At 40.3% G+C, this 15949-nt stretch carries 13 protein-coding genes; 9 read left to right on the top strand and 4 right to left on the bottom strand.

Features of this window, described 5'->3' with window-relative positions:
* Positions 1-361 precede the first annotated feature (361 nt).
* The 7 genes from AVJ20_RS09155 to AVJ20_RS09130 all read left to right on the top strand — a co-directional run bounded on the left by AVJ20_RS09155 (position 362) and on the right by AVJ20_RS09130 (position 4826).
* Positions 362-1090, top strand: coding sequence for a HesA/MoeB/ThiF family protein (locus AVJ20_RS09155; RefSeq protein ID WP_111884988.1), 729 nt, complete (start codon positions 362-364; stop codon positions 1088-1090).
* Between the two features lie 58 nt (positions 1091-1148).
* Positions 1149-2447, top strand: a complete 1299-nt coding sequence (locus AVJ20_RS09150) for an ABC1 kinase family protein (protein ID WP_078193949.1) — start codon at positions 1149-1151, stop codon at positions 2445-2447.
* An 83-nt stretch (positions 2448-2530) separates the two neighbouring features.
* Positions 2531-2911: a dihydroneopterin aldolase gene (gene folB, locus AVJ20_RS09145; RefSeq protein WP_111884985.1), complete on the top strand. Its 381-nt coding sequence runs from the start codon at positions 2531-2533 to the stop codon at positions 2909-2911.
* A complete protein-coding gene (locus AVJ20_RS09140; RefSeq protein WP_111884984.1) occupies positions 2868-3317 on the top strand; it encodes a 2-amino-4-hydroxy-6-hydroxymethyldihydropteridine diphosphokinase in 450 nt (149 codons plus the stop codon). Before folB ends, AVJ20_RS09140 begins: the two co-directional genes overlap by 44 nt.
* Before the next feature lie 244 nt (positions 3318-3561).
* Complete coding sequence (locus AVJ20_RS18685; protein ID WP_228157190.1) at positions 3562-3843, top strand: DedA family protein; 282 nt, start codon at positions 3562-3564, stop codon at positions 3841-3843.
* 6 nt (positions 3844-3849) lie between these two features.
* Positions 3850-4059, top strand: a complete 210-nt coding sequence (locus AVJ20_RS18680) for a hypothetical protein (protein WP_228157189.1) — start codon at positions 3850-3852, stop codon at positions 4057-4059.
* Positions 4060-4136: 77 nt separating this feature from the next.
* Positions 4137-4826 carry a hypothetical protein gene (locus tag AVJ20_RS09130; protein WP_111884983.1) on the top strand — a complete coding sequence of 230 codons (690 nt, stop codon included), beginning with the start codon at positions 4137-4139 and terminating at the stop codon, positions 4824-4826.
* Between the two features lie 69 nt (positions 4827-4895).
* Here AVJ20_RS09130 and coq7 read toward each other — a convergent pair whose 3' ends face one another.
* Together coq7 and AVJ20_RS09120 are read right to left on the bottom strand one after the other, a co-directional pair.
* The gene (gene coq7, locus AVJ20_RS09125) at positions 4896-5531 is read right to left on the bottom strand and encodes a 2-polyprenyl-3-methyl-6-methoxy-1,4-benzoquinone monooxygenase (RefSeq protein ID WP_111884982.1); all 636 of its coding nucleotides are present in this window, start codon (positions 5529-5531) and stop codon (positions 4896-4898) included.
* A 21-nt stretch (positions 5532-5552) separates the two neighbouring features.
* Complete coding sequence (locus AVJ20_RS09120) at positions 5553-6854, bottom strand: MFS transporter (protein ID WP_111884981.1); 1302 nt, start codon at positions 6852-6854, stop codon at positions 5553-5555.
* A 177-nt stretch (positions 6855-7031) separates the two neighbouring features.
* Here AVJ20_RS09120 and AVJ20_RS09115 point away from each other — a divergent pair, with 177 nt between their 5' ends.
* On the top strand, positions 7032-9773 hold the full coding sequence (locus tag AVJ20_RS09115; RefSeq protein ID WP_111884980.1) for an autotransporter assembly complex protein TamA: 2742 nt from the start codon (positions 7032-7034) through the stop codon (positions 9771-9773).
* A gap of 21 nt (positions 9774-9794) precedes the next feature.
* A complete protein-coding gene (locus tag AVJ20_RS09110) occupies positions 9795-14315 on the top strand; it encodes a translocation/assembly module TamB domain-containing protein (RefSeq protein ID WP_111884979.1) in 4521 nt (1506 codons plus the stop codon).
* Positions 14316-14388: 73 nt separating this feature from the next.
* Here the strand turns inward: AVJ20_RS09110 and xseB are convergent, their stop codons facing one another.
* On the bottom strand, positions 14389-14583 hold the full coding sequence (gene xseB, locus AVJ20_RS09105; protein ID WP_078188551.1) for an exodeoxyribonuclease VII small subunit: 195 nt from the start codon (positions 14581-14583) through the stop codon (positions 14389-14391).
* Complete coding sequence (gene xseA / locus AVJ20_RS09100) at positions 14573-15853, bottom strand: exodeoxyribonuclease VII large subunit (protein ID WP_111884978.1); 1281 nt, start codon at positions 15851-15853, stop codon at positions 14573-14575. Before xseA ends, xseB begins: the two co-directional genes overlap by 11 nt.
* Positions 15854-15949: the final 96 nt, after the last annotated feature.

Raw genomic sequence — 15949 nt, 5'->3', positions numbered from 1 at the left:
ATTTATTATTTTTAAAACATGTATACGCTATACCTCTATGATGTTTCTACATACTAAGGTGTCTGAGATACTGTATTTTAAATAGTGTAATTGAAGATACGCTAACTAAGAAAAATACCATGTCTACAGAGCATTTATTTTAACTTTAAGCTGTATATTGTCTTGCTCAAATAGCAGGGTGTTTTTACACTGTTTCGGGTTTGTACTCGAACAACATTTGATGGATATCGGTGTTTTTAATCTTTTGCCTGCGATATAAACTCGCCCATTTTTTATGCTTGACGAATTTTAATAAGGAAATACTTTGTCTACGTTTAAATCGAATGAATCAACATCTGAATTTGAATTAAGTGATGATGAAATGCATTTATACAGCCGTCAAATATTGCTTGATGGATGGGACATCGATGCACAAGAGAAGCTAAAACTTGCCAATGTACTCATCGTAGGGTGTGGTGGAATTGGGTGTACCACAGCCGAATTATTGGCACGTGCAGGCGTCGGACAAATTACTTTAATCGATGCAGATCGAATTGAAATCAGTAATTTACAACGACAAATCGCGTATACCAAAAACGATGTGGGTTTTTATAAATCAGAAATTTTGGCTAAACGCTTACAAGCGATTAACCCGCATATCCGAGTGCAAAGCTATACCACAAAATTAGATGAAAGCAACGCAAAGGCATTGATTTCACAGCAAGATTTGGTTCTCGATGGTTGTGATAATTTCAGCACGCGTTATTTGGTCAATGTGAGCTGCGTAGAAAATAATGTGGCGCTGATTAGTGCTTCAGCGATTGGTTTCCAAGGGCAACTGTTTATGGTCGAAGGAAACGCTGCATGTTATGAATGTCTATTTCCAAAAGAACAACAAGCCAATGAAAGTTTGCGCTGTGCAGACTCGGGTGTGCTTGCAACCACACCAAATGTTATGGCAAGTTTGCAAGCTCATCATGCCTTGCTCTATTTGGGTTTAGGAAAGACAGTATTGAAACAAAAACTTTTGTTGTGGGATGGTCTGTCAATGAAACAAAAAATTCTCGCTTTTGAAATAGATCCCGATTGTCCAATCTGTCAGGCAAGATAAAGCAGCAAGCCCTTATTTTTTTGCTACACTCACGTTAATTATTTTTTTCTAAGACATTATGAAAAACAATATCTGGTTAGATGGAATTCGCTCGGTTGCCCGAATGGGTGAGACCGCAGTCGTTGCGGCAAAAGCCGGCTTTAAATATGCAACTGAAAAACCAAGTAACGCAAAACTCATGCGTGAAACTTTTGAATCACTGGGTTCAACCTATATTAAATTAGGTCAATTTATTGCAAGTACACCTTCTTTATTTCCACGTGAATATGTAGAAGAGTTTCAAGGTTGTTTAGATCAGACACCGTCATTGCCGTTTAGTTATGTGCAGCAGGTATTGGCTTCAGAATTTGCTGGTCGTAATTTAGATGAAATATTTGCTTCAATTGATGAAAAGCCTTTGGCTTCTGCATCGATTGCACAGGTACACGCTGCTAAATTGGTCAGTGGTGAAAATGTTGTTATTAAGGTGCAAAAACCGGGTGTCGAGACGATTCTCTATACAGATTTAAACGTTTTACATTGGGCAACCAAACTGGTTGAAAAAGCTGTACCTAAAGTCAAATTTGCTTCACTTGCAGATATCGTTGAAGAAATTAAAGTTCGCATGGTACGTGAGGTGGACTTTATTGAAGAAGCTCAAAATCTTGATGACTTTGTGAACTATCTGAATGTAACTCAAAACAAAGCCGCGACTGCACCAAAAGTTTATCACCAATATTCAACACGTCGTGTCTTAACGATGGAGCGTTTATACGGCGTACCATTGACTGATTTTGATGTGGTTAAAAAAGTCGCTAAAGATCCATCGCAAGTTTTGGTGACAGCGATGAATACATGGTTTGGCAGCTTGATGTTATGTAATAGTTTCCATGCAGACTTACATGCAGGCAACCTGATGCTGCTAGAAGATGGTCGAGTTGGCTTCATCGATTTTGGTATCGTGGGCCAGTTGAAACCTGAAGTGTGGACAGCATGTATTGCGTTTATGGATGCCCTACAAAAAACTGACTACAACTTGATGGCTGAAAATATGCTGAAAATGGGCATGACGGCTGTCAAAATTGACACACAAGTCTTAGCTGCCGACTTAGAGCGCTTATTTAGCGGTGTGCTTTTGGCCGATCCGCAAGAGTTATTAACCTCGAATCCTGCCGATTTGAATGACATCATGATGGATATGGTACAAGTCGGAGAGCGTCATGGTATTCGCTTCCCACGTGACTTCGCTTTATTATTCAAACAAATGTTGTACTTCGATCGCTTTATGCGCATCCTTGCGCCATATACCGATATTTATGCAGACCAGCGTATTCAAATGGTGCAGACTATGGACCCTAATTTATTGTTGAAGCAATAATTTAGCCGCAAGATATAAATAAAATCCTCTTGCTTAAACAGGAGGATTTTATTGATGTTTAAGATTTTATTTTGAGTGTAAGAATGGACGCAATTATCATTGAAGGTTTGAAAGTTGAGACTGTCGTCGGCTGTTTCAATTGGGAGCGTCAGATTATTCAGCCTTTGATGCTCGACCTCAATATTCAAACCAGTTTAGCGCAGGCGGCTCAGTCAGATGAGCTTGAAGATACCTTGAATTATGCTGAAATTTGCGAAATATCAGCCAAAGTCATTCAAACTGCTCAACCTAAATTGATCGAACATGCAGCAAAACTGGTGATTGATGCACTTTTTGCTACCTATGACAGCATTGAATCTATTATGATTACCATCCGGAAGCCTGCCATTATCGCGCAAGCCAATTCTGTAGGAATTCGTCTTGAACGCCACCGAAACGATTTTCGCCCTAGCTCTGGCGAGTAATTTCAATCCTAAACCGCATTTTCAACTGGCTTTACGTCAAATTCAGGCTTTGGGTCATGCTGAATTTTCCAAAATTTATGTGATTCCTTGTCGTGATGGCATTGGGGCGGATTATTGGAATGCAGCTTGTTTGGTGAAAAGCAGTTTATCTGTAGATGAAATCAGCACCTTACTGAAAAAAATGGAAGCAGACTCAGGTCGTGTTCGTCCGTCTCATAATATCGCTTTGGATCTGGATCTGATCGCGTGGGGCGAAGGCTTAGCGCACATGCAATTTAATCCGAAAAAACTGCCTTTAGCACTCGATGTTAAAATACCAATGTTCGACATTTGGAAAAATGAAATGTTTGAACATCCAGCACATCAATTTCCTATGGTGAGTTGCCAAAAGGTTTTAGTGGATTGAGCGAATGAAACGCAATGCTTTCAAAACTCATGACGTATATTTCAAATGTCCCTAAATATCCCAAGTAGACAATAACAAAAAAATGTTCAAATCCTGTCATGGTATGCGCTAGCGTATAGGCTGTCGCAGGATTACATTATCTTTTTAGCTTCAAAATAATGATATGAACTGGACGGATCTGATTCAGCACTATGGCTATATTGCGATTTTTATTGGCACATAGTTTGAAGGAGAAACAGTGCTGATGATTGGCGCCTATGCTGTCCATCAACACATACTTCATTTTCCAATGTTGATTGCAGTGGCGATGCTAGGCAGTTTTATTGGTGATCAGTCTTATTATCAAATGGGCGCTCGCTATGGGCAAAAACTTATCCAGTCGAATGCAGAATTTGCACAAAAATTCGATCGTGCGAGCCAGTTTATTGAACGTTATCCTATTTTGACCATTTTATTTATGCGCTTTGCATGGGGTTTTAGAACCATTTTACCTATTGCAGTCGGTGTGCGTGCTTATCCTTTTTGAAAATATGTGCTGATTAATCTAGTTGCCTGTTTTATTTGGGCGATGTTGGTCGCTACGATTGGGTTTCAAATCAGTCATTATTTACATCTATTTTGGGCGAAAATGCTGCCTTATCATCAAGATATTTACATCGTTATTGCCGTTGTATTATGTATCGTATTTTTACGTGTGCTCTATACGGTGTTGAAGTGGTGGCGTAAGCATCATCAACATTGATAAAGTGAACGTGGCTGATCTGATAAAATCGTCAAAACATAATCAAAAGATTTAAAAGGATATTCAGTGAGAGCAATATGGGTTTAGGTTATGGTGCGGGTGCGATTGCCTTTATCATTATGTGTTTTTCGGTGTTGCTGGTCATATTCGTGATTCCTGCTTGGTTGTATTGGAATGCATGGCAGAAAAAACAACAAAAATTAAGCAAGTATCATCCTAAACTAGATAAAACTGTAAAATGGGGGCTATCGACTTTACTCATTTTTCCAATTTTTGTTCTCCTGAGTTATGCAGAGATTGCTTTTTCAAATCATCAATCAGATCGTGCTTATCAAGAGTATATGGCACAAATTATTATTCAGCTTAAACAACCTTTAGTTTATGGTGAGGTGATATTGCCTCAGGGGACATGGATCAACCGATCATTTGAAACCAACTATTCTCTTGAACAGATGACTGATATTCGTCAAGGTCTGACTTCGGCTCGTTTTCCAGAGCTTATTCAAATAGCTGGATTTGATGTTATTGCATTTGAGCTGGATCGTCATTTATTGCTGGAATTGGCACATGATCATTCTGTTGTGATTAATAACCAAAAGGAAATTTGTCCGGCAGGATGGCTGCTTGAATTAGGTGGATCAGGTTATCCGTCCACTGAGCAACTTTATAGTTTGAATTTTGATTGGTTTACACCAAGTCGATGGCAGCCTATAAACTGTTTTGATGGCGAAGGAATTATTGTATTAGAGTCAAAACATTACTTATGAAAAAGCCTGCATCATTGCAGGCTTTTTGTTCACTATTTATAAAACTTAGCGACAATCATTAGAAAAGCATTAAATGTAATAACTGGTTTTGGTCATCAGCTTTGAAATACCAGTCATGGCAATACGAACTGGAACAGGAAGGTCTACACCACCTGCATTGAGTGCTGTATCACGGTGATGCAGCTCATCTTCATTCATTTGCATTAAAATTTTACGTGAACGTTCGTCTTGTTCAGGAAGTTGGCGGATGTGATCTTCTAAATGCAGGCTCACTTGACGCTCAGTTTCAGCGACAAAACCTAAGCTGTATTTATCACCGGCAATACCTGCCAATGCACCCATCCCAAAAGAAAGGCCATACCAAACAGGGTTGAGCAGACTGGTATGGCTGTCTAATTCTTTTAAGCGATCTTCACACCATGCTAAATGGTCTTGTTCTTCAATCGCTGCTTGTTCCATTTCACAGCGTACATTCGGTAGTTTTGCTGTCAGTGCTTGGCCATGATAGAGCGCTTGTGCACATACTTCACCACTATGATTGACCCGCATTAAACCTGCAACATGGCGTGCTTCGCTGACTGCAAGTTGGGTTTTTTCAGCAACAGACGGATTTTCACGATGTGCAGCTGTTGCTCCGGGAACTAAACTACGTAAGGCTTGATCAAAAGAATGAATAAGTTTGTCGATACCTGTAAATTGACGCATGGATTAATCCTCCAAAGAGACTTACGTAGTTTTAAGCAAAGGTTTGATTCGTTTTAACAGCCAAATACAAAAAATGGCGCTAAGTACAGCAGTCGTGCAGAAAAGTATTTTAATATCAATCTGTAATATGCTCAAAATAATAATACAGAATAAAGCAGAAGATACCATAAATACCGCATTTAAGATGTTATTAGCGGCAACCACTCGTGCACGATGTGAGCGAGGTGAATAAGCTTGCATCATCGCATAGAGCGGAACGATATAAAAACCACCACTAATACCTAATAAAGTCACGGCAATCATGACATGGTAATAACTCCAACCTTGACTGAAAACCTCAGAAAGGGTGATTAATGGACCTGTATGTTCGGGTACAAAACTTAAGCTTGCAGCCAAATAAAGTGCAAAAACAGTTAAACCCACAGCACCAATCGGCACCATTTTAATATTGACCTGACTTCCACCAAGTCTGCGACATAGCAATGAGCCGACGCCAACACCCACAGAAAAGAAAGTGAGTAACAGACTCACAACATTTTCTGAAGCATGCAGGTATTGCTGGGTCATTTGAGGAATTTGAGTTAGATAAGCCGCACCATAAAACCAATACCATGAATTACCGAGTAAAATTGTGAAGACTAAAGGCAAGCTTTTAGCGTATTTGATGGTTTGATAACTTGTTCGGAAAAAGTTCCAATCGATTTTTAAATCTGGTGTAGTGACATTTTGCTTAAGAATAAAACGACTGGTGATATAACCTAAAATGGCGATGGTCATTACGGTCAGGCTGATCCACAATAAATTGCCTTGTGATGAAGCAATCACAGCACCACCCAAAATCATCCCGAATAAAATCGCCATGGATGTTGCAGATTGGAACAGCGCATTGCCTGACATTAGCTCATTGGGTTTTAAAATTTCAGGCAAAATCGCATATTTGATTGGACCAAAAAATGTCGAATGGGTTCCCATCAAAAATAGAGCCAACAATAACAACCATAAATGACCGGTCAGAAAGCCAATGCTGCCGATGACCATGATGATAATTTCTAAAATTTTGATACCACGGACAAGTTGTGAACGTTCAAACCGATCTGCGATCTGTCCCGCTGTCGCTGAAAAAATAAAGTAGGGTAAAATAAACAATAATGCAGCTAGATTGTTTAGCGTGCTGATGGGTAATGCCTGTTGTTGGATTAATCCATAGGTGATGACCAACAATAAAGCCTGTTTGTAGACATTGTCATTGAGGGCCCCAAAAAATTGGGTCAAAAACATAGGCAGGAAACGGCGTGTACCTAGCAGATGTTCGTTGTTATTCATAAGCGTCTTGCTACATTAAGTTTTATTAAGAAATGTGAGTGATTGGTAAAATCTCTAAAAAAATCATGTAATATGTTTTTGAGTTTGGGGATGGCGAAAAACCAATAGATATAAGATCTTTAGCTCTACATCTGATTGACTAAGTCCATTACATAATGAAATTTGTTAGAGTTTGCTATGCCTGCAAAAATCAAGTTTAAAAAAACAATGCTTCATCACAGTATGGCTCACTGCATACGACAGCATCATAGCAATAAAAGTCTATATATGAGCATCTTTTTGACCTTGTGTGCTCAGCATAGTTTCGCCCAAACTCCCGCGGAAACTGTTCCAACCTCTGCAGATACAAAAGCAGAGATTGTTACTGAAATCAAGGATGAAGCTGTAAAGCAAGGGCTGTCGACGCCTGAAGCAATTGAAAAAATTGAAAATATAAATGAGCCGGAAGAATCTGTTGATAGCATGAAAATGCTGCAAGAACAGCAGCAAGCAGGAACACAACTACAAGAATTTAAACCCATTGAGTTTGAAGATTTAGAAAACTTACCCGTGACACCTGTTGATCAAAACATGGCGAATGAAATCTTCCAAGTTGCTGAAGAAGCCAAACGTCAGGCGCAGGAGTACCGTGCGACACAACAAACAGAAGTTGCTGTTGCGGACATTACCCAAAAAGAGTTAACGGAAATTAACCAAGCGCCAGTCAATATTGATCAGCTCATGAGTGAAATTCGCTCTGATAATGAAATTATTGCAACACAAAATGAAAATGCCAGTACGCTGCAAGAGCTGAATAATCCAACTGTGGAAGATGATGCAGAGCCGGGTATTTTCAAGCGCTTATTATATAAAGTGCGTCCGCCACGTCAGATGAATACGGCAAAAGTGCCACGAATTAGTGCGGATGTTGAAATTACCTCAGCACATAATACCAGTCAGACTTCGAGTAAGGCTTACGGTGCGGCGCTGGAAGATCTCAAAGCCAATATTAAAGGCAAGCTTTCAAGTTTTACTCAAGAGTCTTTTAGCGATTTTCCATCGGCTTTGCCTCAATTACGCAGCTTGTCCAATCAAGCTGCACAAGCTGTAGGTTTTTATCAGTCAGAATTCAAATTTGAAAAAGTGTCTGATAGTAAAGTTCGTGTATTGGTTACACCAAATACGCCTGTGCAAATTCAAAAGCAAAATATTGAATTTTCAGGGGCTGGAGCAAATCAAGCTCAGTTTCAGGTGATTGGTGTTTTACCAGATCAGGAAGAAGGTGACATTCTTAATCATGGTGAATACGAAACGACGAAAGGCCGAATTAATGATGCAGCAACTAATAACGGTTATTTCGACTCGTACTGGCGTTTGCACGATGTAAGAGTGGCTCAACCACAAAATACAGCCGATATCAATTTGCGATTTGAAACGGGTGAGCGTTATAAGCTTGGCGAAGTCGAATTTCGAATGAGTGATCCTAATGCAGAGTTTCCATTGGATCGAGATATTTTAGAAAGTTTGGTGACGTGGAAAGATGGTGCTGATTATACTTTCTGGCGTGTAAATGGTTTAGCCAATAACCTGACTAACTCGCGCTATTTTAACTACACCTTAGTTGATGCGATTCGACCAGACCCAATTGAAAAGCCGCTTGAACTGCCACCAGATATTCAGACCTTGGTCGATCAAAATCAGTTGTCTGAAAGTTCACAAGTAGTGAAAGACAAAACGGAAGTGATGTCGAATAAGGAAGTCACGCAAAAAGTGGTTGATGAAGACCAATTTGCGGGGGTGAATGATGTAGAGCAATCCTCTAAATTACGCAGTTTGCAAGATACGCAAGATGCTAAACAAGCAGAACAAGAACGTTTAAAAGCGCAAGCACGTGAAGATAAAAAAGTCCCTGTGATCGTGACACTAAATGCAGATAAGTTGAATAGTGCAGAAATTGGTGCTGGTTTTGGTACCGACACCGGTACACGTGTTCGTGGCCAGTATCGTCGTGCCATTGTAAACAAACGTGGTCATTCTTTTGACGCCAACATGGAAGTATCCAAAATCCGTCAATCGATTGATGGTCGCTATAACATTCCATATAACCATCCATTAAATGACTATGTCAGTTTGGTTGGTGGTTATGAGCGTGAAGAACGTGACGATGTCGGTCAGGGTGTTAATCTTTCGATTGAATCTGCTGTAGCTGGGGTTGACCGGATTATTAAAAACCCACGTGGTAGTTGGCAGCATACTTTTGGTTTACGTTACCGTTTGGACCGTATTACCGATGACGGCCTAAGTCCTAGTGATGACATTCCAGATGCGTTCTTGGTAAATACCAACAATGAACAGCAGTCTTTGATGTTTGGCTATGAAATTTCTCGAACCGACTCTGATAAACGTGTGAATCCGAGTAAAGGGATTAAGCAAACCTATAAAGTTGAAGTCGGAAGTGAAAGCTTACTTTCAGATGCTGACATGGCGATCTTGAATGCGGGCTGGCGCTTTATTTATTCATTGGGTGAAAATGATAATCACCAGTTCGTGGGGCGCAGTGATTTAGGTTATATTCTGACAGAGAACTTTGATAAAGTTCCTTATAACTTACGCTACTTTACCGGTGGTGACCAAACCATTCGCGGCTTTGACTATAAGAGTTTAGCTGCCGAAGAAAATGGCTATAAAATTGGTGGTCAAGTCTTGGCAACGGGTTCATTAGAATATAACTACCAATTTAAAGAAGGCTGGCGTGCTGCGGTCTTTAGTGACTTTGGTAATGCGTACGATAAAGACTTTAATACACCGACTGCATATAGCGCAGGTGTGGGGATACGCTGGGCTTCTCCAATTGGCCCAATTCGTTTAGATGTTGCTACTGGACTTTCTGACGACAGCAAACCAATTCGTTTACATTTCTTTATTGGTTCACAATTATAATTTTTAGGTGATGTGTTTTTTATGACTGAACAAGAACAGCAAGAACCAGAAAACGAAACGCCGGTAGAGCAACTGCCGAAGAAGCGTCGTATTCTTCGAAGTGTCATTTTGACCTTCGTGTTCGTGCTTATCTTTTTGGTGGCTGCATTAGCAGTCATGTTTTCTACAGACAAAGGCAGTAAGTTTTTACTTGACCGTGTTCTGGAACGTCAGCAAATCATTCACTATGAATATGAAGGTGGTAACCTGTGGCGGGGCATTATTTTACGAAATGTCCTCGTTACGCTAAAACCTGTCGATGTAAAGATTGACCGTGCCGATATTACACTCGGTTGGCGCGCCATTATTAATAAAGAAATTCATTTAAATAAGGCAGATGTTAAAAATCTGCAAATTATTACCAAGACCCCACCTAGCGATAAACCTTTTGCATTTAGTGAAATCCGTCTGCCTTTCGTCCTTCGTGTCGATCATGCAGATCTAGATCATATGCTGATTAAAACGCATAGTTCAGGTGTGGATTTTTATGATATTGAATTAAATGAAGCGCTTTGGTCTGGGACGGAATTAAAATTTGAAGATACCCGTATGGATATGGGCTATTTATCTGTGCGTCAAGCGTCTGGGAATATGAAGTTTGAAGGTAAATATCCGCTAAATGCTGTGGGGATTGTCAACTTACCTTCACTACGTGAAAGCTTGAACATTCATGATATTCAAGTGGTGGCTAAAGGATCGTTGGATACAATTCAAGCCGGTGTGGCAACACATACCCCAGATCTTTTAACTGGTTGGGCTGTGGTCCATCCGATGCGTCCACATGTTCCAATGTTTGGTGCACTCAAATTTAAAAACTATCATTTACCGTTGCTGACTGAGCAAAAGCTTTTTGCTAAAAATGGTCTGGCAAAATTCAAAGGGGATATTCAGCGTCTTAATTTAGATTTAGACACGGACCTGAGCGGTGCCAATATCCCTGAGGGGAAATATACTGCGCTCATGAGTACGGACTTGGTCAACCAACTTGATATTACTAACCTAAATGGACAAGTGATGGGCGGCGCTGTCAATTTGGGTGGCGTGGTGAGTTGGAAAGATCAGGTCACTTGGGATGTAAGCGGTCGTTTAGATAAAATTAATCCAAAACATAAGCTGATCCCGCAGGTGGTTCAAGATTTTCTACCTGTAAATTTAAACAGTAAGATTGCGTCTAAAGGGACCCTTGAAAAAGGCATGCACCTGACGGCGTTGGTGGATTTTGACCAATATGAAACTTGGAATTTAAAACTCGATCAAGCGCCTGCTAAAAATAATAAAGCTCAGCCGATGCTGATGGATGTGTCTTGGAAAAATATAGACCGTGCAGTGCCATATGTTGGATGGTTGAGTAGTGATTCGGGCAATGTGCAATTGGCGCTTACAGAAGGTCAGCAAAACATTAATGTGGCGACCACCGTGTCACGACATGAAAAAGGTGCTCTGCCTGCTGGACAATATCAAGCCAAACTGAATCTGAAAAATAACAATCTCAATGTCCCAGCCTTTAGTTATGTGGCCGACAAAGGTCAGCTCAAAGGTAACGCAGTTGTAGAATTGCCTGATGAAAAACGCATGCTGAAATGGCAAGCCAATGTACAAGCACAGCAGTTCAATCCGCAAACCATCGTGGTTGCTGCGCCTGTCGACCAAATTACAGGGTCATTAAAAGCCAATGGTTATGCAAAACCAAATCAACAGATTATTCAGCTGAATAATATTGATTTGTTCGGCCGACTAGCACAGCAAAATGAAACAGTTCATTTAACAGGTCAATCTACTGCTGCGCTGACTTTCCATGATGAGAAACAAGGTGGAGGCTTTAAAGCTTTTGCTGTGAATTATGATGGTGGCCTCAATGCAAGCCAAGTTGCCGCAAGTAAAGGCAGTTTGATTTTCAAAGTATCGGGTACACCTGAATTAATTAAAATAGCCGAGCTGCGTCATGATGGCGTGGCAGGTAAAATTTCTGCCAATGGACAAGTTTTACTACAAAAAGCCATTGGTTGGGATATTAATGCATCACTGGTGCATTTTAAGCCGCATTATTTTGCCTCAAATGTACGGGGTGAATTATCTGGAAATTTAAAAACCAGTGGTGTGTGGTCTGATGCATTAAAACGTATTCAAATTGAACGTCTGAATTTGGCAGGTATGATCAATAACAAACCTGTCCGTGGTCAAGGTAACTTGGCGATGGTGATTAATTCAAATCAATCTGGCTTTATGCCAAAACAGTTTGAAGCGAATAATTTACTGTTGGCTTATGCCAATAACCAAATTCAAGCCACTGGTAATGCACAAAATTTACAATTGAAAATTAATGCACCAGCGTTATATGAAGTTTATGCAGGCCTACGTGGACGTGCTTATGGCTACTTAAATGTTCAAGCACAGCCACGACTGCAAGCATCTGCCAATATCGCAATTGATGATTTTGCATTTAATAATTTATTCAGTGTGAAAAAAATACGGGTGCAAGGCGAGTTGCCAACTTCTGCGACTTCACCAAGTTTATTAACGGCAACGATGGATAATTTACGCAGTAACAACCGTGAGATTGTGAAAGGTCAAATTTCACTAGCAGGAACACGTAATGCGCATTTATTAAAAGTCAGTGCTGAAAATAAATTATCAAAATTTTATGTGCAGTTAGCTGGTGGTTTTAACGCACAAAATAATTGGCTTGGTCAGATTCAAAAAGGCGATTTTGACTCCTTGCGTACACGTCTTGTGCAGCGTCAAAATGCATCGATTATTTACAACACTGCACAGTCTGACTTATTTGTTGGCGCACATTGTTGGATGAGTCAGCAAAGTGAATTATGTTTTGATCAGCCGATTCGTGTGAATAAAAACCGCGGCAATGTATCTTTTGTGACAAAGAACCTAGACTTAAACGACTTCGCAGCATTTATGCCTGAAGGCCTGGCGATTACGGGTAAAGTGAATGGTTATGCGAAAGCGTCTTGGGCGAAAGGTGCAAAACCTAAAATTGATGCACGTTTAGTGACTCGTGATGGTTTACTGGGTTTAGCAGCGGAAGACCCACAGTATTTAGCATCTACTTTAAAATATGATGAAGTAGGTTTGATTGCGAAAAGTGTCGCTGAAGGGCTACAAATTCGACTTGATACCAAAGCTCCAGATATTGGTACAGGTTATGCCAATATTATTATTGACCCGTATAAAGCCAACAAACCGATCCGCGGTGAAGTGGCCTTTAACCAAGTTCAATTGAAAATCTTAAAACCATTTATACAAGATGTCCGTTCAATGGGCGGTACATTGTCTTATGCGGCAAAAATTAGCGGAACATTGTCTCAGCCTTTAATGGATGGTGAGATTCGAGTGAAAAATGGCTCGATTAGCATGATTTCATTGCCTGTGAACTTGACCAATATTCAGTTGTATTCTGCTGTGCGTCAAAACCACGCTACGATTGATGGTGCATTTAACAGTGGTCGTGGTGTGGGCAAATTAACCGGAAATATTGACTGGAAAAATGATCCACGTATCCAGTTGAATTTAACGGGTAATGAAATGTTAGTCCGTCAAGCGCCATTGATCACCGCTGTTGTAACGCCTGATTTATCTTTAGATGTGCTGCCTTTCAGTAAGAAATTAACCCTAAAAGGTAAAATTGATGTGCCGCGCGCATTAATTTCGATGCCAGAATCGTCTGCAACAGTGGTTGGGGTATCTTCAGATGTACGTGTGGTACATGAAGGTGATAATCAACTTGAAATCTTAAAATCGGCACGTCCTTGGAATATTCGCGCTGACGTACAGGTGAATATTGGTAATCAAGTGATTTTCCAAGGTTTTGATAGCCGAATTCCGTTGATTGGTCGTTTGAATTTGACACAACGTGGATTAGAAACAGCAATGCGTGCCAATGGTGCAATCGGTGTTTCTCAGCGTGTGAAAATCGAAGCTTATGGTCAAAGTCTGGACTTGAACCGTGCGATTGCCCGTTTTAATGGACCATTGGCGAACCCTACTTTAGATATCGATGCCAATAAAGCCGTGCAAGGCAGTACTGTTGGTGTTCGTGTGACAGGTACAGCATCAAGCCCTGCAATTCAGGTGTATAACGATGCAGGTCTATCTGAACAAGAAGCCTTAAATGCCTTAATTACAGGTCGTATCAATGAAGGAAGTTCAGGTTTAAGTCAGGCGGAAGGTTTCCGTTCAGATGTGAACAATACAATTGCTGCAGCCGGTATTAGTATGGGCTTGGGTGGTACACGTGCATTGACCAATCAAATTGGTCGTACATTTGGTCTGAGTGGTTTGGCACTGGATGCTCAAGGAACAGGGGATGATACTCAGGTTTCTGTGACGGGTTATATCACACCTGACTTATTCATTCGTTATGGTGTCGGGGTATTTACACCAGTGAATAAACTGACCTTACGTTATCAAATGAATCAACGTTTGTACTTGGAAGCGAGTCAGTCTTTAGAGCGTGCAATTGACTTATTCTATAACTGGCGCTTCTAAGAGAAGTCAAAATTTGAATATAAAAAAATGCAGCTTAGGCTGCGTTTTTTTATGCAAATAATGAATTGAGAAATCAATCTTTAAACGTATCATTCAGTGCCTGTTGTACTGCTTCAACACGAGTCTTGCAGGCTTTATAGGCTTGCATCGACTCTTCAACGATTTTCATAAGATTATCAATATCGGGTTCTTGCTGAGATTCGAGTAATTCAGCATTACGTTTTAAAACTTCATAGCCTTCTTTAAAACTTAGAGTATCAGTCGTCATGATTTTTTACCTGTATATGTTGAATGTCAGCCGTGATGATGCCGTCTTGCATTTCAATTTCAATCGGTGAATGCGTTGAAGGCTGAAGATTTTTCGTTGCGCGAATGGCGTGACCTTGCTGCCGGACGATGGCATAACCTTTGGAAAGCACATGAGCAGGGTTTTGCAGTAAAGTCTCACGCATGAGTATTTCAATATTCTGTGCAGCTGTTTTAAGTTGTAACTGAGCAAAATAAGCAGTGTTATCTTGGTATTGCTGTAAGAGCCGAGTTGAGTCATTGATTTGACTTTGAGACAAGGTCTTAATGGCCTGTAGCAACTGATCATTTTGATTTTGATACAGGGCAATTTGATATTGAGAGCGCAGTTGAATGCTTTGTAATGCCTCTAAAACTTCCTGAGTTCGCTCAACAATATGATTACGAATCCCCCCGATCACTTTACTCGGGGTGTCGAAAGAACGATGTGCAATTTCATCTAAGATTGTACGGTCTTTTTCATGGCCGATACCGACCCAAATCGGCACGCTACGCTTAGATAGAAGTACAGCCAAATCATAATCATTCAGATAAGCAAGATCGTTAACAGCACCGCCACCACGAATAATCACGATCAAATCTGGCGCAGTTTGAAAGTCATTGGCCCATTGTCTTAAACCCAGTGCTAAAGCATCTCGGATACTTTGTGCTGCGGTATTCCCTTGAAAGGTTGCAGTATGATAGACAAATTCACACACGCCAGCATGTTGTAGTGCATCTGCATCTTTTTTAAAGTCACCTAAGCCAGCCGCATTTTCAGGCGCAATAACCAAGACATGCTGAATATCAAATGGCGCAGGCAAGTTTCGATTTTTATGAATCAGACTTTCGCTGGTGAGTTTTTCTAAAATTTGTTGATAACGTCGAGCTAGATCACCCAAAGTAAAACTCGAATCAATTTCTTCGATATTGACTGAAAAGCCGTACTGCGGATCAAATTTGGCACGCACTTTAACCAAGACATTTAAGTCACGACTGAGCTCAATACCGCTTTCACGTTCAAATTTTCCGACAACTTTATTTGCAGTAAATTTCCAAATTGTGGCCTTACAACTGGCAATGACTCTATCACTTTCTTGTTCTTTTTCAGCTAATTCGAGATAGTAATGTCCACCTTTGATGTTTAAATTTCGAATCTCGGCTTTGACCCACACGGCATCATCAAAAGCCAATTGAATGACTTCTTTGACCGCAGATAGGTATTCGCTCAGCGTTAATTGAACATCAGACATAATTTAAAATAGGAGAATATAAAAATGAATATTCATTTAAATACTAAATAAATATTCAGCAATTGCAAATGATCATTTCGGTTAAAACAATAGAAG

The organism is Acinetobacter sp. CFCC 11171 (assembly GCF_003268405.1).
GTDB lineage: Bacteria > Pseudomonadota > Gammaproteobacteria > Pseudomonadales > Moraxellaceae > Acinetobacter > Acinetobacter amyesii.
This window is presented reverse-complemented; position numbering and strand designations above follow the sequence as displayed.